Annotated in this window: 19 protein-coding genes and 3 pseudogenes; 15 read left to right on the forward strand and 7 right to left on the reverse strand. The window is 54.0% G+C overall.

What is annotated here, in order from left to right:
• Window positions 1-35 precede the first annotated feature (35 nt).
• From GQA94_RS22585 to GQA94_RS22630, 10 genes and pseudogenes are all read left to right on the forward strand, one after another.
• Entirely contained in the window at window positions 36-1,199 is a 1,164-nt protein-coding gene (locus GQA94_RS22585; protein ID WP_158190224.1) for a DUF3150 domain-containing protein, read from the forward strand.
• 81 nt (window positions 1,200-1,280) lie between these two features.
• Window positions 1,281-3,146 (forward strand): VWA domain-containing protein, encoded by a 1,866-nt coding sequence (locus tag GQA94_RS22590; protein WP_019406496.1) that lies wholly within the window; start codon window positions 1,281-1,283, stop codon window positions 3,144-3,146.
• Between the two features lie 72 nt (window positions 3,147-3,218).
• Complete coding sequence (locus GQA94_RS22595) at window positions 3,219-3,626, forward strand: hypothetical protein (RefSeq protein WP_019406495.1); 408 nt, start codon at window positions 3,219-3,221, stop codon at window positions 3,624-3,626.
• Between the two features lie 70 nt (window positions 3,627-3,696).
• Window positions 3,697-3,915 (forward strand): hypothetical protein, encoded by a 219-nt coding sequence (locus GQA94_RS22600; RefSeq protein WP_125869341.1) that lies wholly within the window; start codon window positions 3,697-3,699, stop codon window positions 3,913-3,915.
• Between the two features lie 99 nt (window positions 3,916-4,014).
• Window positions 4,015-4,569 (forward strand): annotated as a pseudogene (locus GQA94_RS22605) (DNA adenine modification methylase); the annotation flags it as partial.
• Window positions 4,570-4,724: 155 nt separating this feature from the next.
• Window positions 4,725-5,612, forward strand: coding sequence for a hypothetical protein (locus tag GQA94_RS22610; RefSeq protein WP_199270179.1), 888 nt, complete (start codon window positions 4,725-4,727; stop codon window positions 5,610-5,612).
• Between the two features lie 316 nt (window positions 5,613-5,928).
• A complete protein-coding gene (locus tag GQA94_RS22615) occupies window positions 5,929-7,602 on the forward strand; it encodes a site-specific integrase (RefSeq protein WP_158190225.1) in 1,674 nt (557 codons plus the stop codon).
• Window positions 7,599-9,662, forward strand: a complete 2,064-nt coding sequence (locus tag GQA94_RS22620; RefSeq protein WP_158190226.1) for an integrase — start codon at window positions 7,599-7,601, stop codon at window positions 9,660-9,662. The genes GQA94_RS22615 and GQA94_RS22620 overlap by 4 nt, the downstream gene beginning before the upstream one ends.
• The gene (locus GQA94_RS22625; RefSeq protein WP_082041292.1) at window positions 9,655-10,095 is read left to right on the forward strand and encodes a hypothetical protein; all 441 of its coding nucleotides are present in this window, start codon (window positions 9,655-9,657) and stop codon (window positions 10,093-10,095) included. Before GQA94_RS22620 ends, GQA94_RS22625 begins: the two co-directional genes overlap by 8 nt.
• A 302-nt stretch (window positions 10,096-10,397) precedes the next feature.
• Window positions 10,398-11,966, forward strand: a complete 1,569-nt coding sequence (locus GQA94_RS22630) for a hypothetical protein (RefSeq protein WP_158190227.1) — start codon at window positions 10,398-10,400, stop codon at window positions 11,964-11,966.
• Window positions 11,967-12,293: 327 nt separating this feature from the next.
• Here GQA94_RS22630 and GQA94_RS22635 read toward each other — a convergent pair whose 3' ends face one another.
• The 6 genes from GQA94_RS22635 to GQA94_RS22660 form a co-directional block, all read right to left on the reverse strand.
• Window positions 12,294-13,280, reverse strand: a complete 987-nt coding sequence (locus tag GQA94_RS22635) for an MDR family oxidoreductase (protein WP_003288722.1) — start codon at window positions 13,278-13,280, stop codon at window positions 12,294-12,296.
• A 47-nt stretch (window positions 13,281-13,327) separates the two neighbouring features.
• Window positions 13,328-13,960, reverse strand: a complete 633-nt coding sequence (locus tag GQA94_RS22640; RefSeq protein ID WP_078465107.1) for a TetR/AcrR family transcriptional regulator — start codon at window positions 13,958-13,960, stop codon at window positions 13,328-13,330.
• Window positions 13,961-14,300: 340 nt separating this feature from the next.
• A complete protein-coding gene (locus tag GQA94_RS22645; RefSeq protein ID WP_158190228.1) occupies window positions 14,301-15,320 on the reverse strand; it encodes a zinc-binding alcohol dehydrogenase family protein in 1,020 nt (339 codons plus the stop codon).
• A gap of 10 nt (window positions 15,321-15,330) precedes the next feature.
• The gene (locus GQA94_RS22650; RefSeq protein WP_033999984.1) at window positions 15,331-15,624 is read right to left on the reverse strand and encodes a putative quinol monooxygenase; all 294 of its coding nucleotides are present in this window, start codon (window positions 15,622-15,624) and stop codon (window positions 15,331-15,333) included.
• A gap of 98 nt (window positions 15,625-15,722) precedes the next feature.
• The gene (locus GQA94_RS22655; protein ID WP_033999986.1) at window positions 15,723-16,712 is read right to left on the reverse strand and encodes a zinc-dependent alcohol dehydrogenase family protein; all 990 of its coding nucleotides are present in this window, start codon (window positions 16,710-16,712) and stop codon (window positions 15,723-15,725) included.
• A gap of 126 nt (window positions 16,713-16,838) precedes the next feature.
• Window positions 16,839-17,930 (reverse strand): NADH:flavin oxidoreductase/NADH oxidase, encoded by a 1,092-nt coding sequence (locus tag GQA94_RS22660; RefSeq protein ID WP_013983157.1) that lies wholly within the window; start codon window positions 17,928-17,930, stop codon window positions 16,839-16,841.
• 83 nt (window positions 17,931-18,013) lie between these two features.
• On the opposite strand from GQA94_RS22660, the gene GQA94_RS22665 reads away from it, so the two are divergent.
• The 5 genes and pseudogenes from GQA94_RS22665 to GQA94_RS22685 all read left to right on the forward strand — a co-directional run.
• Window positions 18,014-18,316: an ArsR/SmtB family transcription factor gene (locus GQA94_RS22665; RefSeq protein ID WP_025297873.1), complete on the forward strand. Its 303-nt coding sequence runs from the start codon at window positions 18,014-18,016 to the stop codon at window positions 18,314-18,316.
• Window positions 18,317-18,422: 106 nt separating this feature from the next.
• Window positions 18,423-18,653, forward strand: coding sequence for a DUF4113 domain-containing protein (locus GQA94_RS22670; RefSeq protein ID WP_079381875.1), 231 nt, complete (start codon window positions 18,423-18,425; stop codon window positions 18,651-18,653).
• 211 nt (window positions 18,654-18,864) lie between these two features.
• Window positions 18,865-19,326: a hypothetical protein gene (locus GQA94_RS22675; protein ID WP_032904189.1), complete on the forward strand. Its 462-nt coding sequence runs from the start codon at window positions 18,865-18,867 to the stop codon at window positions 19,324-19,326.
• A gap of 35 nt (window positions 19,327-19,361) precedes the next feature.
• Entirely contained in the window at window positions 19,362-19,769 is a 408-nt protein-coding gene (locus GQA94_RS22680) for a hypothetical protein (RefSeq protein WP_032904188.1), read from the forward strand.
• 286 nt (window positions 19,770-20,055) lie between these two features.
• Window positions 20,056-20,376: pseudogene (locus tag GQA94_RS22685) on the forward strand (recombinase family protein); the annotation flags it as partial.
• Here the strand turns inward: GQA94_RS22685 and GQA94_RS22690 are convergent.
• Window positions 20,370-21,010, reverse strand: a pseudogene (locus tag GQA94_RS22690) (transposase); the annotation flags it as partial. The pseudogenes GQA94_RS22685 and GQA94_RS22690 sit on opposite strands and share 7 nt — an antisense overlap.
• Window positions 21,011-21,123: the final 113 nt, after the last annotated feature.

The following is a 21,123-nucleotide window of genomic DNA, read 5'->3' on the forward strand; positions in this document are numbered from 1 at the left end:
CCTTTTTTTGCTTTAGAGAAAAGGAGAACTTCGCAATGACTATCCAACAGAACGAAATCCAGATTCTGGACCAGATCCTGCTGGTAGACCTCTCGGGCATCCACCTGTGGACTGCTCGGAAGAAACTGAAGCCTGAAATGCTGGAGGGTAAAATTCCACCGGCACGGCTGGCCTCATTGGGTTCGATGCGAGTAATCGATCCCGAAAAGCTCAAGCCGTTCGAGAAAGTCAAACGGCGTGCGATCAAGGTCCTGGAAGACTATGGAATCAAATTCCTCGGCGGCTATGCCATACCGCAGGAGAAGATCCAGAGGGTTGTAGACGAGCTTGAAGCTCTGAAGAACCAGTTCTATGACCTGAAGAAAAACTTCATTCCTAACTATGACCGTTGGGTCAATGAATGGGTGCAGCAGGAGTGGGAGCGTGCCGAATGGCGAGAAGCCATTATGCAAAGCATCACGCCGAAACATCAGGTAGAGGCCGGTCTTCAGTTCGGTTACGCGGCTTGCCGTGTGGCGCCGGACGGCGACAAGCACCTATCTGCAACGCTTGGGAGTCAAGTGCGCGGCCTGTCGGATCAGCTCTACGCTGAGACGGCAGAGACAGCCGAACGTTTGATGGAAAACGGCCTGGCCACTCGTGGCCATGTCACCCAGACGACCCTCAACACGATTCGCAAGATGAACACCAAGCTCAAGGGCCTGATGTTCCTGTCGAGCGATGTCCAAGCCCTGTCCACCTACATCGACGAAACCCTTGCGGTTTTGCCGGCCTCAGGGGTGGTCAATGGCACGCAGTACAGCAACATTGTGACGTTGGTATCGGGGCTCTCGGATGAGGACTCGATACGCCGGCTGATCATGAACCTCAACATCGCCAATGGCTCGCCCGAGCAGGATGATGTTGCGGTACCAGCTGCTGTGCAGCCTGCGGAAACAGTCACGACGCAACCTGCTGAAGCGACTGAGCCGAAGGTGCAGCTAGAAAACGAACTGGTATCCCAGCAGATCCAGGCAGAGGAAGAGATCGAGCAGGCCGGCATGGCTGATTCGTTCAACCCCTTTGATCTGGTCGGCGCCGAGGATGCTGCTTCAACCGAGCAAGCAGAGGACGAGGACGTGCTTCCAGAGCCTCAACCGCTGGTTGTTCCACCCGTATCTGTCAGTAGCGTCGTCTCTCACGGCGTATTCAGCTTCTGACACCAACACTAAACCCCGCCTGGGAGCAAACCTCCCAGCGGGGGTTTCTCCGTCTGGCGGTGGCGAGAATGGAGAAACGAAATGGCTAAATCCCTGATTGGATCGCTCCCGTACTACGCACAACACCTGGCCGAACAAACCGGCGTCAAGGTGGTGGTGCAAGGAACCCGAGCCTTCACAGATGGAAAAACGGTAACTGTCCCATTCAGTGAGGATGATTTACCGCTGTCCTTCGGCTTCATCGCGCATGAGTGCTCCCATGTCCGTAACACTGACATGGCGGTATTCGGCGCGGATGCCCCGGTTCCGTTCCGCAAAAACTTGCTGAACATCCTGGAGGACATCCGTATCGAGCGTCTGTCGATGGATCAGTACCCTGGCACCGAGGATGACATTCGGTACCTGAACCGCAAGGTTCTGCTTGATCCGTTTCAGCCTGAGCGAGTCGCGCAGGCAACAGACGTAGAGATCATCCATAACGCAATCCTCATGGGCGGCTACTGGAAACTGCAGGAGCCGCAACTAGAGGTACCCGCGCGAGCCTATCTCGAAGCGCTTGAAGCCCGACTGGGCCAAGAGTTAGCCGACAAGATCATGGCCGAGGTGCTGAAAACTCTGAAGTGCGACAGCACGAAAGAGGTTCTGGCGCTGGTGGATTCGATAATCGAGCTGCTTCCGTCAAGCGAAGATAAGCCTGAGCCGGAGCCTGAAAAGGGCAATGACGAAGGTGCTGACGAAAGTGGTGAAAACGGTGAGTCGGAGGCCGACCCGCAAGGGGAGGGCGAAGGCGAAACCGGCAACACCGACAGTGACGGTACCGGCGAAAAAGGAAGCGATCCTTCGGGAGAGCAGAACTCTTCGCAGGGTGACGAAGCGGGCGGTGATCAACCAGCCAATGGCGGTGAGGATGGCACGGGAGGCGGGCAACCAAATTCCGAGCAGAAATCATCTCCTGAAGGTCAGGGCGGAAGTTCCGACCAGAAGGATTCAGGCCAGCGCGATGCAACGCTACAGCCCGGTGATGGCCAAGGTGCCCCACTGGGATTGCGTGAGCGCGTAATGCAAGCCACTGAAAAAGACCTGCAAGGGTTGATTTCGGAGGTTGGCGATGCGGCAGCTGAGTTGCTGGGCCGAAAGGCAGCGGCACACTTCACTCCGATCAAGCCATTCCCCCTGGGAGGGAGAGCGGTACGCCGGTCAGCCGAAGCCTCATGCAGGCGTCGTATTTCCGGTGAAACGCACTCTGCTGGTCTGCGTCAGATCCTAAATGGACTGCTGCAGGCACAGGTGGACTGTCGGGTAAGGCTCAAGCGCCAAGGGCGTCGGATCGATACCTCGCGCATTGCCATGCTTCCAGCTGGCGAAACGCGGGTGTTCCGAAGCAAAGCGCGGGCCGAGCGTCAGTCAGCTGCTATCCAGTTCCTGTTCGACAAGTCAGTAAGTATGGATGCGGCAATGGAACAAGCTGAGGCGGCGCTGTATGCCGTTCTCAGGGGGCTTGAAGGGCTGCCACTGGTGACAACTGGGGCGATGTCTTTTCCAGGCACAACCACAGCTGGGGCCGGTCAATGCTGCGATCTGATCAAGCGTTCAACCGAGCGTCTTGGCGCTGCAGTGGAAGCGGGTGGATTTGGTGCTCTGCCGCATGGTGGAACTCCATTGGCACAGGCTATATGGCCTGCCGCGATTGAGGTTTTACGCGCAAAGGGAGAGCGGAAGATTCTTTTCGTGATAACCGATGGCGAGCCAAATTCCGGTACTGACGGATATTGCAAAGAGATGTTCGAGCGGTGTGAGGCTTCAGGGATACAGGTTATTGGACTCGGCTTCGGCTCGGCTAATAGCTATGTTCTCAGCAAGCTTTTCACCAAATACGTTGCAGTTGGGACGGTAAGTAGATTGAAGACAGCGCTGTTTGAGGTTGTTCGAGACGTACTAACCGCTTAACTAGACAACAAACCATTCCCAGCAGGGGCCAACCCTGCTGGGGGAGGCCTTCGCTTGGAAAGGGAGGCCAGAATGGAAAATGTAGCTGTAGCTCCATTACTCGACTTGTTCGGTGATGAAGTAATTATTCAACGCCGCTCTCTTGAGCGCCGCACCCGGCGAAAAACTGTTCCCATCCAGGTACAGGTTCAGCTTGGGTTTCTCGACATCCTTGAGATGTCAGATGCGGAGTTGGAGTTGCTGCGCGCAGAGGATGAAATCACTGACGATTACATCGACTGGATGCGCAGTTACATGATCAAGATGACACTTCGCCAGATTCTTCACCCTCAGGTGAGTATTGAAAACTGGTGGGATGGCATGTTGTGGGTGCTGGCGGACGAAGATGAACCGTTCAGCTTCAAAACCTGCTGTAACGCAGCTGGCGCTGATCATGAGGAGGTTCGTGAGAATTTCCTGAGCATGATGCGGCGCAAGTAAATATGAGCCCGGTAGGGGGGGAAGCCCCTTACCGGGCTTTCTCCCTTCTGGAAAATGAAAGGAGAGAAACATGTCAGTCATGGTGATACCACGGCTGTATCTGCGCTATCGGATCTACTTGCGCGAACGTGTGAACGGAGCTTTGCTCCCTGAAACAACGTTCGAGTGCGATGCAGAAGATTCGCTACATGCAATTGAGCAAGCTCGGGATAAGTATCCTGCTTGCTGGTTGAACTACGCATCATCTTGTCGTGTTTACTCAAACGGCGAAGAGGGTGAGTTTGTCTGACTAATGCTACTCGTCGTGGTTAACACGGCGAGCGCCTAAAACCCGGCTGGGAAACTCCAGTCGGGGTTCTCCAGCATCAAAAATGAATGGAGAATAGACATGTTTGCAGGCTCAGTTGTTTCTTACCCGGATCGTGGTCACTGGGGCAAGTCATCCTATCGCGGTAACTGCACAGGAAGAATTATCAAAGACTTTCTGGAAAGTTACATGAAAAGAAAAGATGGCCTGGTCGTAGATCCGAGCATCGGTGGCGGTACTAGCGTCGATGTTGCTAGGGAGATGGGACTGCGATTTGTTGGCACTGACCTACATCAGGGCTTCAACTTGCTTACGGACGACCTTGCGTCGTACATCGGTGAGATGGCTCACGTTTGCTGGTGGCATCCCCCATATGCGGATGCGGGAATGCTCAAGTATAGCGGCGAAGAGTGGGGGGAGCCAAATAAGTGGGATATGTCACGGATGAATTTCCAGGACTTCACTGAAGCACTGGAACTTGCCGTTATGAATATCCACGACGCAGTTGAACGTGGCGGCGTATATGGAATCCTCATGGGCAACATGCGCGCCAAAGGTACATACTATAACCTTAGTTCACTCGTGGAACGAATTGCGCCGGGCCGGCTGATCGATGAGGTCATCAAGGTCCAGCACTACCACCCTGTCAGTATTCGATTTGTAAATCGTCATAGCGCACTTGCCCCAAAGTAGTCACAAACACTGGCATCCAGCTCAAAATTGCTCGCGATGCCCAACGCAAAGATGTAAACCAAAAATCGTCTTCCACTCAACTGCGCAAAAATGTAAACATGCCCTACACAATCAAAACCTTCATGACAAGGTCCGGCGAGCGGTTTTCCCAGCTTTACGACACAGAGACGCCAGGCCTCCCTTTATTCTACCCGACAGCCTTTGTCGCTCGCTTCCTCCGCTCAGCCACTCACGAGACGCAGAAAGTCTATCTGGCCGTGATCAAGCGCATCTGCGAATGGGAATTTACCAAACAGGTGGACCTCGCCAACTGTTTCCATAGAAGTAAGTTTCTCACCTGTGCCCAGATTGATGACCTTGCTAACCATCTAAGAGCCAGCAAGCTCGGAGGAAAAGGCGAAGTCATCGGAAGCCCGAAGTACAACACCTATGTCGCCTATGCAACAGAGTATCTTCGCTGGCTTGCCCAAGAGGTTATTACGGACTGGAACACAGTAAACGTAAGAGCATCAATCGAAGCTCAAAGCGATATGCTCTTAAAAAAGAAAATCCGAAAAAGCGGTTCAAAATCCTCGCAAAACCGTCGTGTAGTTACCAAAAGCCTGACCACTGCCTCCAGCGGCAAATTATTGAGCCTGTTCGAGCAACCATTCGAAGGCATAACGCGCACTCAAGATCTAGGATCCAGGATACGGAATATCGTAATGCTCCGTATTCTCTACGAAACTGGCATGCGCGTCGGCGAGCTACTAGGCCTCAAGCTAAAAAACTTTAGCAATGCAACTGGCGAGGATAGTGCCACCTTAGAGATCACCCGCAATCACCATGATGAATTCGATTCAAGACTGACCAGCCAGTTGCTAAAACACTCGGCCGTACGCTTCCAATATCGGAAAGCCTCGAGGCACAACTTGATGAATACTGCAACAACTGGCGAGCTGAAGTCGAAGGTGTCGGTTTCTCTGACGAAGACTTCATTTTTGTAATCCATCGAGCCGGGCGAACCCTAGGCCAAGCACTCCCTAAAAGTTCTTTCGACTCCGGACTTTCTAACCTCAAAAAATCCTTTCCGGCACTAACACCGATTCACCCGCACCTTTTACGCCACGATTGGAACTATCGATTCTCAATGAAAGTAGATGCGATCGGCATGTCATTTGAAGAAGAACGACAATTAAGAGAGTATTTAATGGGCTGGGCCCCCGGCTCAGCCATGTCAAACCGCTACAACTATCGACATGTGCAAGAAAAATCGCTCGAAGTCGGCTTATCCATTGCATCTGACTCAGCGAGGGGCCTACAGTGAATAGCACGCCAACACATGCAAACATCTCAACAGAGCTTGACATCGATCTACAACGCACGGATCGCCCTGAGCCTCATGGAGATTTGTTTTATTGGGATAATGACACTTTAGTTAGAACAGGTCAAAAACGGATCGACATGACCCATGGCCTGTCGCGATTACTCTCATCAATCAAGACCTCCTTCAAACTTCACCTAATCTCCTTCAGCAAACAGGGAACTTATTCAGCCACCTCCTGCACGACTTTCTTCATGAACTTCAGGGCAGCATTGAACTCCAACCCTCCTGAAGAATTCAACGCAGGCTGGATAGCGCATTCCATTGCCAGACCGGGATTCCATGGCGCGAAAAGAGTCGCCATCGAATTTTTCCTGCACTGGAAGGAGCGTTACGATTCAGCCATTAAGATAGACGCATTGCACTTGCTGCAAGAAACAGCTGCTCGCCCTAACGGCCCACGTAACGTGCTCTCAGACGACCCTGAGAAGAGCTGGCTAACCGATGATGAATACGAGTCCTTGTTGATGTCCACTTGGAACAACTACGACACAGGAGTCTCTGACACCCAAGTAACACTAAGTAAAATCTTGTCTATGCAATACGCGCGAAGGCCAAATCAAATCGCGCTACTAAAAGCTGGCGATATAAGGGGCTTTGATGAATCAAAAGAAATCGGACTAACGGGCCGAATCATCGATTTCCCAGGAATCAAAGACCAAGCAGCCGAGACTGGCTTTCGAGACAGCAAATTCGAACCACACCCACTGGCAGATCACGTATGGGGGCTTTGCCAAATTCAGCGCCAAGAAGTCAGAGAACTTTATGAGCATACTCTCGGCCTCTCTCTCACGGACGACCAACTAAATCTACTACCTTTCTTCTGCAGTGAAGAACGCATTAAAGAAGCCCGCAGCCTGATTGAAACCCACCTCAAACTAGAGCTTCTTGACAGCCTAGACTCTCCTCATTTCCATCTTGAACGGCATTCAATTACTGAGATATTAAGATGGAAGAGAAACACCCCGTCCTGCGCATATGGCGCAGCTAAGGGTCAGTACTCTAAATGCCCGAAGGCACCAATCAGCCCCCGCACCAGTCGGGTAATGATTATTAATGCGACCCGAATGCGTCATACACGAGCACGTCAACTTGCGCGAAAGGGCGTACCAAAAAATTTGCTTTCGCACTGGCTGGGCCACACAACAGAAAGAGCACTCGAAGCCTATTATAACGACCCAGCGGAACAGGCCCGTGTCATAGACGAGGCCATGGGTCCGGCCTTGGCACCGCTAGCAATGGCTTTTGCTGGAGCTTTGATCGATTCAGATGAGCAGGCCACAAGAGCCACCGATCCGACTAGCAAACTCGAGTTCTCACGCCCTGGAGAGCTACTTAGCGTCGGACGCTGTGGCAAGCACAGCTTCTGCGCTACGACCTCGGTTCCTATACCCTGCTACCGCTGCAAGCATTTCGAACCTCTCGTACATGCGCCACACCATGAAGTACTAGATGCTCTGCTACAGAGGCAGTCTGAGGAGAATCAAGCGTTAAGAATTGGCGGGCAGCGAAATCTACTTATTCCCATTGATCTCTCTGCCGACATTCTTGCAGTAAAAAATTGCATTACCCGCTGCAACAACCGAATTGTCGAACTGGGGCTAACTCAATGACCCAGATTATCCAATTTATTCCAAAGCACGAAATATCAGCCAATCAGAACCTAGACGACTTCATCAATTTTGCTCATAACGAATTAACGCTTTGGTCCGACCTGCGCGGCTTTACTTGGACAGCTGATAGGTGGCAAACAACGCACACGGGCATCCGTTTTATAAACTTTGAAAATAAAGACCTACCACCCAAGTCCCGAAGCCAGCCAATCCATTTGATGCATCCATCCTTTATCGAATTCGCCAAGGCATTTCTCCGATACAAACACACCCTGCACCCAACCAAGGGAATAAGCAGAGACATCGCTGCATTACGACTGATCGAATTTTCGTTGCGCCAAAACATGGCAACACCCGACATCACTAAATTTGACCAGCGGCATTGGGAAATAATCGTCTGCACTTTGGAGTCAAGCACTATACGGCAATCGCTCTGCAACATAGTGCTTTCCATTCTAAAATCGTTATCAGATCTCTTCATAATACAGGTCGACCCGCGTTTTTGGAGGCACCCTTACCTAGGTGCGCGCAGTTACGATTACTTAAATGGTTCTCAAGCACCTGCTGAAGTAAAGGCTCAGAAAGCTCCTGATCAGGATGCGCTACTTGCGATTGCAGAGGTATTCTCACATGGCGCCTATGAAGTGCAGATTGATAATGACGTTATGGTCACTTGCATTACCGCTTTACTACTAAGTGCACCCATGCGTATAGGTGAGACCCTGCGCTTTCGCATTGATTGCTTGCGAGACGATCACGACAAAAACGGGGAGATTCAATACTATTTAGTCTACTGGGTCCCAAAGACCAAAGAGTTTGCACGCAAACCAATTCCGAAAACACTAATAAATATCACTACAGACGCAATAAATCGGCTAGTAAAAATCACTGACGAAGGCCGCTCCTTGGCCCGTTACATGGAAACCAACCCATCGAGATTCTACCGCCACGCCAATTGCCCTAATGTTCAAGACAACGAGCCACTCTCGGTAAAGCAAGTAATGCAGGCTCTAGGTTTTACCGATCGAACCTGCTGCCAATCCCTTATCCATAGACTAACCGGTAGTTGGTCATTGTCCGGATTTACTCTAGACTCGCTTTGGAAACTTATACTAATAGAGCACAAAGCCACCAACCCATATTTCCCCTACCAGGAGCCACACCAGGGATCTACCAATCCTCCATTGAAAATGTCTGAGTCACTGCTATGCCTTCGTCGCAACCAATTGCGCTTGCGGAGCACTGCAAGTCCCGTTCTGTTAGCGCCATTTGATCCTAGTTTTTATGGGAAGCGCCTGGACACTGGAAACGCCGCGGCCGAGTCCATTAACTTTTTCGCCTATCACGGATACAAGGCATTTAAGTTAAAGTCACACAGCATTCGCCACCTAATTAATAGACTCGCTCGCAGCAGCGGCATTTCATTGGATCTGATCACGGAGTGGAGCAGTCGCGCCACCAGTCGGCAGACGCGCACATATTTGAATGATGACCCGCTCACGTTCGTCGCCAAAGGAGCAGACATACTAGGTACGGTCCAGAAAAATGAGCCACTTCAACCGGTTACTGAAGAACATGCAGAAAAATATGGCCATGGTCCATTCCATCGCAGCCGCTACGGTATTTGTCGTCGTAGCTGGCGAGCTGGCCCTTGCAACAAATTCGCAGACTGTCTTAATTGCTCTGAGCTATTGATGTGTAAAGGAGATAGGCTGGCCACTGATACGATTCAACATGATCTAGATAACCTTAGACAGACGTACGATGCCGCACAGCAGGCGATATCAGATGGAGAAAGGTCGGCGTCGCGCTGGACGCTTGTTACGGCCGCACAAATTAAGCAAATCACTAATTTGCTTTCAATTTTGAATGATATATCGATCCCGGATGGGAGTCCCATCGAAATAGAGGGCAGGGACTTCAGCCATGAACAGACAATTGTTTCCGAAAAAGCCGAAGCAGCCGCGATCAGGCTGCCTGACAAACAAATGCTTGGAATAACTTATGGCGATGACCTTCTAGCTTGCCTAGAACTTCTCCGGAGCACCGACAATGCCTAAGATCATCTCTGACAAGAATGAAAGGCAGATCGCGCAACTTGTTAGAAACTGGCCGACTGATCATTCACTGAACTGGAACAGCATCTGCCTTGGTGCTCAAGAAATTTTAGGCTGGGGAGCCCCACCAACTCGTCAAGCACTCAATAAAAAACTGCTGATTAAAAGCGCCTACAAAGCAAAGAAAGGTCAACTCAAGTCCGTCGAAACAAAACTCGATGGGATGTCGAAACCAAGAAGCACACTAGATGCGATGAAAAAAATTTCCCGACTTCAAGCTGAGAATGACGCTCTGAAGGCACAACTTTCCACAATGGCTGAACTCGCCAACCGACTTATCTATAACGCATCTATAGCAGGACTTTCACGAGAGAGACTCATGACCCCGCTCCCTACAGTCCATGAGCCAAAGAAAAAGCTCAAGCCCAGAAAATAGCCTGCATGCCTCACCAGTCCGACCAGCCAAGCTAGTTCTTGACTGCTCGCAATTGGCCGATAGCTGCGTGTCACTAGCGTCCGCCACCGGCCAGAAGCGGCCATTTCGGTTCTGGGCATTAATACGAACATACCTGCACATTCCATTCGTCAACCCAATATATTGAATGGCAAGTGATATGCTGACCCTACCGCGCGTCTTGGGCCACGCCACCCCGGCCACGGCGCGAAACTATGCGGGCACTTGGAGGACTTGAGCCCTTTAACTAGTCCTCTAAAGCAGTGATAGGAAGGGATATCTAAATGCTAGTAGAAAAATATTCTCAAAATCTGGCTGGAATCAAAACCGAGCTTTCTCGCTACTCCCATCTATCTGTATTCAATTGCGCTTTGAATCATCTAAACCCAAGAGACGGCAAAGACTCGTTTGGGACTATGCCTTGGGTCATCATGTTTTTATTGAAGCTTTCTCTTCAAGAAAAAAGTGGCGCTCTGCATATAAGTCCGCAAGCATTTCACGTATTGGCGAATAAAATTTTCAAACTGGGAAATTATCTCGTAGATGTGCCGAGCAAGACATTTTTGTTGATGGTTCGTTCGATGCTGGCCCAGCAGCTATGGTATCAGGTGCCACCTGCTGAAGCTTGGCGCTACGTGTATCTGCAAAAGACTTTGCTTGATCGATCAGCGGATATTAATGAAAGACTATTCCTGTCGCGGACGGGGATCAGCTTGCAGGATTACTACAAAATTACTGTGTATCTTCTAAGTCAGGCGGGAAAGCAGAGTTCGAATAGTGTTATCCGATATGGATTGACATCTTTCTACTCGCACCTGTCGCCGCAGATGCCTGATGAGACATTGGTGGGCTTTCTGCGTCTGGTAGCGCTTCCATTTTCACACCTCCATCCTTACATGCAAAAGTTCGTGGTTAAAGACTCGAACTCCGCAGAGCTTTATCAAGAAACTCCCCTCAAGAATAAACCAATCATTTTAGAAGGTAATGGGTTGGTAATTTTCAATGCCGGGATATGTATCAGCGGGCTGAAAAGCATTGCTATGGACATCCTTAAAGGGGATGACGCCTTCACTGATCGGTTTGGTGAAGATGTTGAGGACTATATTGGTGAGCGGCTGAAATTAACTCCGCTTGATGTGTATTCGGTGGAGGACTTGAAGGGGGTGATAACGGTTAAAAGCGGAAGTATCGCTGACTACGTCGCAAGCGATGGTAGTGAGATAATAGTGTTTGAGTCAAAATCCATAACACCCAATGTGCTAATGAAGTGCGCTTATGACCCTGAACATCTGTCTAAACTGTTAAGAGATAGCTTCATCAAGGGGATTGCTCAGGGGCAGGAAACTGCGCATAAGTTAGCGGTATCGGGAAAGTTCAAGGGCATGAGAGCCAGGGTTATAATTATCACCCTTGATGATTTCTTTATATATGGTGGCGAGTATGTGGCTGATTTTATAAGCGAGGGCCTTGAGGCGGACTTTGTTAAGGAGTACGGAGCGCTGCCGGTGCCAATGGCGGACGTTCTATATATGACGCTTCAAGATCTGAATTTTTTGACCGAGTGGCTAAAGGACAAGCCTAAAGACTCAGTTTTTAAGTTGCTTGATCAGCTAGCAGATAAACAGCGTGAGGCGGGAGGAGCAAGGTTCAGCTTGGCCCAGCATATCGGTGAACACATAAAGGGGCTGGATATGCGCGGCGACGTTGGTATCGAGGTTGCCGTTGAGCGATCGATGGCTGACATGGAAGGCCTGTTAGGGGCTAACGGTAAATACTGGAGGGCGCAGCACCCTGTGACCTTCATGAGGGCGTTCGATCGGTTCCAGCAGCGCCTGATACAAAGCTTTGCTTGAACGAAGTACCTATATTAGGTCGAAGCAACCTGTCGCCCAGGGCCGCTATCGCCCCGGAGCGAATGGTTCGTGACAGGCGGGAACCGGCCAATAGCGGTCGTTTACAATGGTTTAACAGTGTGATGGGCCAGTGAAGCCAAGGCTTGTCGCGAAATACCATCCGTACAGGGCTGGTTGGCGAGTGTTAAGGCTCGATAAAATCGACATTCCTGAAGGGCTCGTCAGGCCGGTTAGCAACGGCTTCAAGTGCCAACCGACCTAGATCAGGCGGCCTGGGTCAGGTCAGGGGAGCCGAACCCAGGAAGGGCTTTGTTAAAAGCAGGGGTATCAGTAACGGTTGACATCAACCACAACGCGCCCTCGGACTTTGCCATTGAGCAGATCATGGGCCATGTCAATGGCCTCGCTGAGCGCGATCTCCCGAGTCATTTCATCCAGTAGCGCCAAGCCCAATTCTGAGGACAGGCGCTGCCAAGCCGTTACCCGTTCCTCATAGGGGCGGGTCACACTGTTGATTCCCAGCAAGCTGACCCCGCGCAGGATAAAGGGGGCGACAGTGGCTGGGAAATCCATGCCCTGGGCCAGGCCGCATGCCGCAACGGCGCCATCTGCACGTGTGCTGGCGCAGGCATTGGCCAGAGTATAGCTACCCACCGAGTCGATTACTGCTGCCCAGCGCTCTGCTGCCAGGGGGCGCCCTGGGCTACCCAGCTCGGCTCGATCGATGATTGTGCTAGCACCCAGGTGCTTCAGATAGTCAGCTTCGGCCGGACGACCGGTTGAAGCGGTTACCGAATAACCGCGCTTGGCTAGCAGTGCGATGGCAAAGCTACCAACCCCACCATTGGCACCTGTGACCAGCACTTCACCACTCTCTGGTGACAAGCCGTGACGCTCCAGTGCGATCAGGCTCAGCATGGCGGTATAACCGGCAGTACCGATTGCCATGGCCTGCCGTGCGCTCAGTTGAGCGGGCTGGGGAATCAGCCAGTCACCTTTAAGCCTGGCTTTTTGAGCAAGGCCCCCCCAGTGCGTCTCACCAACGCCCCAACCATTGAGTAACACCCGGTCGCCAACCTTGTAACGAGCATGATCGCTGGCTTCGACAACGCCTGCCAGGTCAATGCCAGGAACCATGGGGAACCGCCGTACCACCGGACTACGTCCGCTGATGGCGAGACCATCCTTGTAGTTGAGCGTGCTGTACTCGACGCGCACGGTAACGTCGCCCTCAGGCAGCTGCGAGTCATCAAGCTCGGTCAGCCGCGTCTGATAGTTGTCGTCGTTTTTCTCGATGAGTAATGCGTGGAACATGGTCTCTCCTTATTTAGACTGATCGTCTTTAAATGGTCGAAAAAACACTACCTCGCGGCACCGGCCAGAAAGCCCTTGGCAAAGGTGTCTAGTGGTTGGGCGTTCTGCGCCAGCTTGGCGCGTAGTACTGCGCCTTCCCAGCCAATCCAGAAATAAGCGGCAAGCGCATCGCAATCGCTGTCGGGCTCCAGCTGCCCGTGGTTGACTGCCTGAACCAGGCAATTGGCCAGCCGGTCTTGCCAGTCGAGGAGGACATCCTCCAGTGCTTGGCGAAAACTGGCGGGTAGTGCCGTGATCTCCTGACCAAGGTTGCCGACCAGACAACCTCGGCGAAACTCATGCTTGGCCATGCCGGCTTTGGCATCATCGACGAAATTGCTCAGGCGTTGCAGGGGCGGTACCTGATCGTCCAGCAGCCAGCGATCCAGTTTGCGCGCGAAATAAGCGGCATAGCGCTGCAGCACCTCTTGGACGAAGGCTTCCTTACTGTCGAAGTAGTGATAGAACGAACCCTTTGGTACGCGCACGCGCTTCAGGACGGCATCTATGCCGGTGGCGGCAAAACCCTGTTCGGTCAGCACTTCCATGCCGCAACACAGTAATGCCTCGCGAGTGTCGTCAAAGCCTCTCGCGACTTTGGGTGGTCGGCCACGGCGGGCTTGGGGCTTTGAAGTAGTCATGGGAATACATTAGACCGACTGTCTACAATGTCAACATTCTGTCTGCTTGTCGTAAATGCGGTTTGGGATTCAGTGCTTTATGCATGGCCAAACGTCTGCTCTGCCGTTTCCAAAGCGTCATCTACCTCGATCCCGAGATATCGACGGCATAGCCGGTAGCGTTGTTCATATGGGGTTCCTATTAGTTGGACGTTTCGGATGAAGTCGTTGACGGCTGGGTGATGGTCTTGCGAGACGATCTCAATAGGAGGCATTTCAAGGCGCTCACTGAATCGCTCATGGGCGCTACTCTTGAATCCAGCATTGGCTACCTACCGCATGAGCCGGTAGCCAGATACCGTCAGAAGCCCTCCAGAACGATCTTGCCCTTTGCCTTGCCGCTCTCCAGCAAGGCATGGGCGCGACGTAGGTTTTCGGCGCTGATACGCCCGTAGTTTTCGCCAACGGTGGTGCGCAACACACCCGCATCGATCTGGCGGGCCACTTCATTGAGGATGTTGTGCTGCTCCTGCATGTCCTCGGTCTCGTACAGCGAGCGCGTGTACATCAGCTCCCAGTGCAGCGACAGGCTCTTGCGTTTGAGCGGTACGACGTCCAGCGTGGCCGGGTCATCGATCAGGCCCAACCTGCCCTGTGGCTTCAGTGACTCGATGATCTGCTCGTAATGCCGATCGGTCTGCGTCAGGCTTGCGACGTAGCTGACCTGCGGAAGGCCGATGCGCTTGAGCTCTTCGCTCAGTGGTTTGGTGTGATCGATCACGTAATGGGCGCCGAGTTCGGTGACCCAGGCCTGGGTTTCAGGGCGCGAAGCCGTACCAATGACGGTCAGGCCGGTCAACTGACGCGCCAGCTGAGTCATGATTGAACCCACCCCGCCTGCAGCGCCAATGATCAGCAGCGTTTCGCCACGGTCGGTGGTGTCGCGCGCTACGCCGAGGCGATCAAATAGCAATTCCCAAGCGGTCAGAGACGTCAGGGGAAGCGCCGCGGCCTGGGCGAACTCCAGCGACTGTGGCATCGATCCGACAATGCGCTCGTCTACCAGCTGCAACTCACTGTTGCTGCCCGGGCGGATCAGCGACCCGGCGTACCACACCTTGTCACCGGGCTTGAACAGCGTTACGTCGGAACCGACCAACTTGACCACGCCGGCAGCGTCCCAACCGAGGATGCGCGGCTGTGTTTCGTCTGTATGCGGCACGTAGCCCTGGCGGACTTTGGTATCGACCGGGTTGACCGATACGGCCTTGACTTCTACCAGCAGGTCGCGCGGCCCCGGCACTGGCTCGGGTAGATCGATCTCCACGAGGGCGTCAGGGTTCTCAACAGGCAGGCATTTGAAGTGTGCAATCGCTTTCATTCGGAGCTCCTCAGGAGACGCGGTACATTTTCATGACGGAGAATTTTTCGGCGGCGCGCTCGATAACCGGCAGCGCTGCCTGGAAATGCGGGGTGGCCTCGTGCGCAGTCAGCGCCGCTTCGTCTCGCCACTGCTCAACCATATGGAAGGTGCGAGGCTGTTCTGCATCTTTATGAAAGTCGTATTGGATGCAGTCCGCTTCGGCGCGACTTGGGCCTTGCAGATCCTGCAGCGTCTGCTGGAGCTCATCTTCGGAGCCGGCCTTGGCGACCAATGTGGCAACCAGTGTGAGTGGGGTGGTCATCGAACCTCCTGTCTGTGCATGTGTGAAAGACGCATCGAACTGGCATGGGCTTACCGAAGGTGACCCTACCGGCCATGCCGCGAAGACCTGAACGTGGTTTACAGCGTTACAACAATCTTGCCCACCTGGGCATTCGATTCCATGTACCGGTGAGCCTCGGCCATCTCGTCGAAGCTGAATGTACGGTCGATCACCGGACGCAGCTGTCCAGAGGCGAGCCCTTCATTGATGAAGTGCTTGGCCCGTTCGAGTTTTTCTCGATTCTGGGTGATCTCGAACAGCTGATAACCGCGCAGCGTCAGATGCTTGCCGAGCAGGTCCATGACCGACACAGGGATATCCCGAGTGTCCAAAGCGCCGTACTGGAAGAAGATGCCGTGGTTCGCTAGCGCCTTGAGCACCAAGGCCACTTCGGGTCCGCCAACGGGATCGAAGGCCATGCGAGCGCCTTTGCCATGAGTCACCGTCATGACCTCAGCCACCATGTCCTGCTCCTGGGTCGCGATGACTGCCGCCGCCCCCGCTTGAAGCAAGGCTTCGCGCTTGTCGCTGGTGCGGGTCAGCGCCACAGGAACGGCGCCCACCATGTTCGCAATCTGGATAGCGGCAAGCCCCACGCTGCTGGACGCCGCACGGATTAGCACCGTCTCGCCGGCCTGCAGCCCACCAAGCTCGATCAATGCGCCATAGGCGGTGACAAACTTCATCCAGGTCGCTGCTGCCTCCGTGAAAGAGAGCACTTCCGGGTGTTTGACCACCGCGTGAGCCGGCGCGTTGACCAATTCACCGTACAAGCCGTATTCGTCAAAGGAGAACGCGGGCACTACGCTGACCGCATCGCCAACAGCGAAGCCGACCACACCGGGACCCACTGCAGATACGGTCCCAGCCGCTTCATAGCCCAGCATGGCGGGAAACGTCGGTTCGATGACGTACTGGCCTGTGCGGTACATCACTTCAGCCCGGTTGATGCCGAGCGCCCTGACGTTGATTTGAACCTCGTTCGCGCCGGGAGCCGGCACGTCGATCTCGTCGATCTGGAGAACCTCCGGTCCACCGGTGCGATGAAAGCGTATGACGCGAGACATAGCGTAATCCTCAGCTATCTATCGGAAGGGCCGAGCCATGAGCGGCCCAGCCAGGTAGCCACCAGCGCACATCGGCGCTGAGGCAGCGGGCGATTAGGCCATGACGGCCGTCTTCGCCCCGACGGATCACTTGTAGCGTTCAAGCCAGTGGGCATAGGGAGCCGGCAAGGTCCAGGACGCACGCTCTACGCCCAGCTCTTGGGCGGCAAGATAGGACCAATTTGGATTGGCCAGATGTGCTCGCCCAATCATCGCCAAGTCCAGCTGACCGCTCTTGACCGCTTCTTCGGCAACGCTTGGCGTGCCGAAGCCCCATGCCGAAGCCACTGGTATCCCCGCCTCACGCTTCACGCGCTGGGCAACTTCGCCCATGAAGCCAGGCGCCCAGGGAATGTTGGTTTCAGCGATGGTGAAACCAATGCTGACGCTCAGCAGATCCAGGCCACCATCTTTGAAGCGACGTGTCAGTTCGATAGCCTCGGTCAGCGTCTGTTCGTCCCGGCCGTCGTATTCGATAACCCCTAGACGAGCGGTTAGCGGCAGGTGCTCCGGCCAAACCTCACGAACAGCCGCCAGCGTTTCAAGCAGGAAGCGGCTACGGTTGTCGAAACTGCCGCCGTAGGCGTCATCGCGATGGTTGGAGTGTTCGGAAAGGAACGACTGGGCCAGATAACCATGGGCGAAATGCAGCTCCAGCCACTCGAAGCCAGCGTCACGCGCACGGCGAGCGGCTGCGACGAAATCCTCACGCACACGGGCAATGTCTTCCAGCGTCATGGCTTGCGGCTGCTTGGCCAGGTGACCGCCAAAAGCTATGGCCGATGGAGCGATGGTCTGCCAGCCACGGGCGTCATCTTCAGCGATGTGGTCATCGCCTTCCCATGGACGGTTTGCGCTTGCCTTGCGACCGGCGTGGGCGATCTGCAGGCCGGGGACCGAGCCGGCTGCCTTGATCGACTGCACCACCGGTACGAAGGCCTGGGCCAGCTCATCGTTCCAAATACCCGCACAGCCAGGAGTGATCCGCCCTTCTGGCGCTACAGCGGTTGCTTCGACAATCACCAACCCCGCCCCGCCACGCGCAAGGGAGGCGTAGTGAACACTGTGCCACTCGTTGATCAGGCCATCGTTTGACGAGTACATGCACATAGGGGGAATCGCAATACGGTTGCGAAGCGTGACGTCTTTAAGCGTGAAGGGTTGGAACAGCGCAGACATTGGTTTCTCCGAGGGTTGTCTATTACGTTAATTCGATAGTATTCGAACTATGGAGATAGAGCAAACCCGTGTATGCTTCGTTCATGCGCCCCTACAAACACCCTCCCGTCACTGAATTCGTCCTCGAGCGTCTGCTATACGCCTTGAGCGATCCTGTGCGCCTGGAGATCGTCCGACGCCTTGCCGAACTGGGCGAAGCCAGCTGTGGCGAATTGGACGGTGGCCGACCAAAGTCCACCATGTCCCATCACTTCAGGGTGCTGCGAGATGCCGGGTTGGTCCAAACCCAAACCATCGGCACGACCCATATGAACTCGTTGCGCAGGGATGATTTGAACAATCGATTTCCTGGTTTGCTCGAGACGATCTTATCTCAGCGCGGCTAAGGCTGGCTTGAGAGTCAATTCATCGAGGAAGACGCTGAAGACGGCCTGCTTCGAAACCCTGGGCTCCAGTGAGCTCAGGGACTACCTCGCCGCTGACTGCGGAAGCATGACTAGTCCCGACGTAAACGCCTTCACCGACGACCTGTTCGCCTCCAGTCAGCCAGCTAATTCGGAGAAGGTGATGGCCGTGCTTGATTCGATCAACGCCAAATGGGGACGGGGAACGTTGCGACCTGGTGTGGTACCAGCAGCCCCCGCCTGGAGCATGCGTCGCGAGCTGATGAGCCAGAGTTTCACGACGCGAGTAGATCAATTGTGGCGGGTATCCGCGCGGTAGCCGGCATCGCGCGCCTGCTGTGCTGCTTCTCCTGGAAGGGAAAGGGCCTGGCTGCGGTAATGGATTGCTGATCCGGGCCGTGCTTGTGCCCCTCTACGCACCCGAGCTTGCAATAGATGATCCGTCTCCAAGGCGGTATGCGATCTTACCCATGCCTTGGGTTATTTGGGGTTCAGGAGATGCTGAAACCAACTAAACCGAGGAGCTAGCCATGAACCTGTTTACGCACATTGCCAATCTCATCACCTCTGTCGTCCGGCCAGAAAAAGCGGCATTCACCACGGTCATCTATCCCAGCCAGGGAAAAGCGGTCGTGGTGCATGACGGCCTTGGTATTCGCCAGGAACGTTGGTGGTATCAGGTCGATTCGCTGGAAGATGGGGACACGAGTACGTCGTTCGACAGCATCCTGCAGGATCACACTAACTGGGCTGATTCATTTGACCCGGTAGGCCAGACCCAAGCCGAGGATACTTTCTCAGCTTTCTCATCGACCCACTTCGAACCCATGGAAACCTTCTGGCTCAATCCCGCCAACGGAATGCCCATGCTCGACAGCTGTTTCGATGTCATGGGTAACGCATTCGGCACGGACACGATGACTGACAGCCTGTCGTTTGATCACGGCATAAGCAGCTTCGGAGACAGTTTTTCGTCCTTCGGTTTCGACTAACGGGCAGTCGCCACAGCACTCAGAGGAGTTTGATCATGTCGCCACTTGCACTGGTTGTTAGCTTCATCCTCACATTCGCCATCGGAATTTCCTGGCTGGCCCTGACCCTCGACGCACGCATTGGGCGCAGCAGGCTCGTCCGGCAGATTCCATTGCCACTGGACGTCCCAGCTTCTGGCTATCGTCACAATCCACAATCCCGACTCCGACCAGTATTGGCGGTAACAGGCTGCATGCTGCTACTTCTTTCCGGAATGAGTGCCGCCATCCTCGGCAGACTGGCCACCATGCAACCGGCAGAAGCGGCAGCGGTGTTCTTCGCTTATCCGCTGCTGAAAAGCCTCTGGGGGCAAATCGTGGGCGTGGGGCCAATCGTCTGCGTCGTCATGGCCGTACCCGGAACCTACTGCATCTGTTTCGGGCTCAGGAGCGACAAACGGTGAAGCTACCGTTGCCGTTTGACCTCCACTGCGGCAACAGGCTCATGCTCGAGATGGCGTTAACTTCCAAAATCACCGTCGCGTTGCCAACGGACCTCCGCTACGGCAACGACTCCGGCCCATCGCAGACCAAAAAGTAATCAATCTACGCTAGCGTTTTTAGAGGTATGCCTCAACTGATACGGAAAAGGCGCGGCAGATTCGTCCTTGCCGCTCTATAACTAACACCCAAACTGTAACGATATTTCTGCAACGCCCAAATTGAAACAGCACGCATAGGGATCAAGAAATGTTTGTCCGTGCCTACCTTCGGGCCTCTACTGCCGAACAAGACGCTGCCCGAGCCCGTTCCGTCCTGGAGGAGTTTGCTGCCGATCATGGCAAGGCCATTGCCGCGCAATACATTGAGAACGCATCTGGTACTCGTGCTGATCGCCCCGAGTTGGTGCGCCTGCTGGCCGATTCCCACCCGGGGGATGTACTGCTGGTGGAATCTATCGACCGACTGTCCCGCCTGCCGGCTGAAGACTGGTCGAAGCTCAAGGCCGCCATCGACGGAAAAGGGCTGCGAATCGTGGCTCTAGATCTCCCAACCAGCCACCAAAGCATGGGAATGTCAGGCCGCTCAACAGTGGCGTTTTTGTACGCATGAGAACCTGGCTGCTTACTGATCAAACCCTGCTCCTTCATCAGGCCCCTGACCTTGAAGCGACCTACTTTGACGCCCTCATCCTTGAGCATGGCAACGATACTGCGGCTGCCAGCTGAACTACGGCTTTGACTGAAAAGTTCGCTAATACGGCTGCGTAAACCCACCCGCCGAACATCAATGCGACGGCGCCGAGCCATATGGGCGTAGTAACAGGAACGAGGCAGTTCAAACACTGAACACAGCAGTTGAACTGGGTAGCGTGCTGCTAACTGCCGAATCGACTTCAACGTCTGCGCCCGTGCTCCTCGGCCATCAAGAGCGCAGTGGCCTCCTTTAAGATTTTCTTCTCAAGCTCCAGCCGGTTGATGCGGGCTTGAAGCTCCTGAATAGTCTGCTGCTCAGGCGTAAGCGCTTTGGCTGTGGGGGTGATGCCACCGCGCTCCAACTGCAACTGGTTGACCCAGCGCCGCAGTGCGGTCTCACCTACATCAAGGGATTTGGCTGCCTCAGGACAGCTGTAACCCTGGTCGAGCACTAGACTGGCTGCTTCGCGCTTAAACTCGGGGGTGAAAGTACGTCGTTGTCTGCTCATCGAACACCTCTGAATGGCGAGCATTCTCGCCCTAAAAGGGTGTCCAGGATTAGTAGACCACTACACGTAGCCATATTCCTTCTATGGCGTTCAACTGTCTAAGTTCGTCACGA

The organism is Stutzerimonas stutzeri (assembly GCF_009789555.1).
Classification (GTDB): Bacteria; Pseudomonadota; Gammaproteobacteria; order Pseudomonadales; family Pseudomonadaceae; genus Stutzerimonas; species Stutzerimonas stutzeri_R.

Excerpts from the sequence above, each read along its gene's own strand:
- GQA94_RS22585 (WP_158190224.1), top strand. The coding sequence starts at position 36 with ATGACTATCCAACAGAACGAAATCCAGATTCTGGACCAGATCCTGCTG.
- GQA94_RS22590 (WP_019406496.1), top strand. The coding sequence starts at position 1,281 with ATGGCTAAATCCCTGATTGGATCGCTCCCGTACTACGCACAACACCTG.
- GQA94_RS22595 (WP_019406495.1), top strand. The coding sequence starts at position 3,219 with ATGGAAAATGTAGCTGTAGCTCCATTACTCGACTTGTTCGGTGATGAA.
- GQA94_RS22600 (WP_125869341.1), top strand. The coding sequence starts at position 3,697 with ATGTCAGTCATGGTGATACCACGGCTGTATCTGCGCTATCGGATCTAC.
- GQA94_RS22610 (WP_199270179.1), top strand. The coding sequence starts at position 4,725 with ATGCCCTACACAATCAAAACCTTCATGACAAGGTCCGGCGAGCGGTTT.
- GQA94_RS22620 (WP_158190226.1), top strand. The coding sequence starts at position 7,599 with ATGACCCAGATTATCCAATTTATTCCAAAGCACGAAATATCAGCCAAT.
- GQA94_RS22625 (WP_082041292.1), top strand. The coding sequence starts at position 9,655 with ATGCCTAAGATCATCTCTGACAAGAATGAAAGGCAGATCGCGCAACTT.
- GQA94_RS22630 (WP_158190227.1), top strand. The coding sequence starts at position 10,398 with ATGCTAGTAGAAAAATATTCTCAAAATCTGGCTGGAATCAAAACCGAG.
- GQA94_RS22635 (WP_003288722.1), bottom strand. The coding sequence starts at position 13,280 with ATGTTCCACGCATTACTCATCGAGAAAAACGACGACAACTATCAGACG.
- GQA94_RS22640 (WP_078465107.1), bottom strand. The coding sequence starts at position 13,960 with ATGACTACTTCAAAGCCCCAAGCCCGCCGTGGCCGACCACCCAAAGTC.
- GQA94_RS22645 (WP_158190228.1), bottom strand. The coding sequence starts at position 15,320 with ATGAAAGCGATTGCACACTTCAAATGCCTGCCTGTTGAGAACCCTGAC.
- GQA94_RS22650 (WP_033999984.1), bottom strand. The coding sequence starts at position 15,624 with ATGACCACCCCACTCACACTGGTTGCCACATTGGTCGCCAAGGCCGGC.
- GQA94_RS22655 (WP_033999986.1), bottom strand. The coding sequence starts at position 16,712 with ATGTCTCGCGTCATACGCTTTCATCGCACCGGTGGACCGGAGGTTCTC.
- GQA94_RS22660 (WP_013983157.1), bottom strand. The coding sequence starts at position 17,930 with ATGTCTGCGCTGTTCCAACCCTTCACGCTTAAAGACGTCACGCTTCGC.
- GQA94_RS22665 (WP_025297873.1), top strand. The coding sequence starts at position 18,014 with ATGCGCCCCTACAAACACCCTCCCGTCACTGAATTCGTCCTCGAGCGT.
- GQA94_RS22670 (WP_079381875.1), top strand. The coding sequence starts at position 18,423 with ATGACTAGTCCCGACGTAAACGCCTTCACCGACGACCTGTTCGCCTCC.
- GQA94_RS22675 (WP_032904189.1), top strand. The coding sequence starts at position 18,865 with ATGAACCTGTTTACGCACATTGCCAATCTCATCACCTCTGTCGTCCGG.
- GQA94_RS22680 (WP_032904188.1), top strand. The coding sequence starts at position 19,362 with ATGTCGCCACTTGCACTGGTTGTTAGCTTCATCCTCACATTCGCCATC.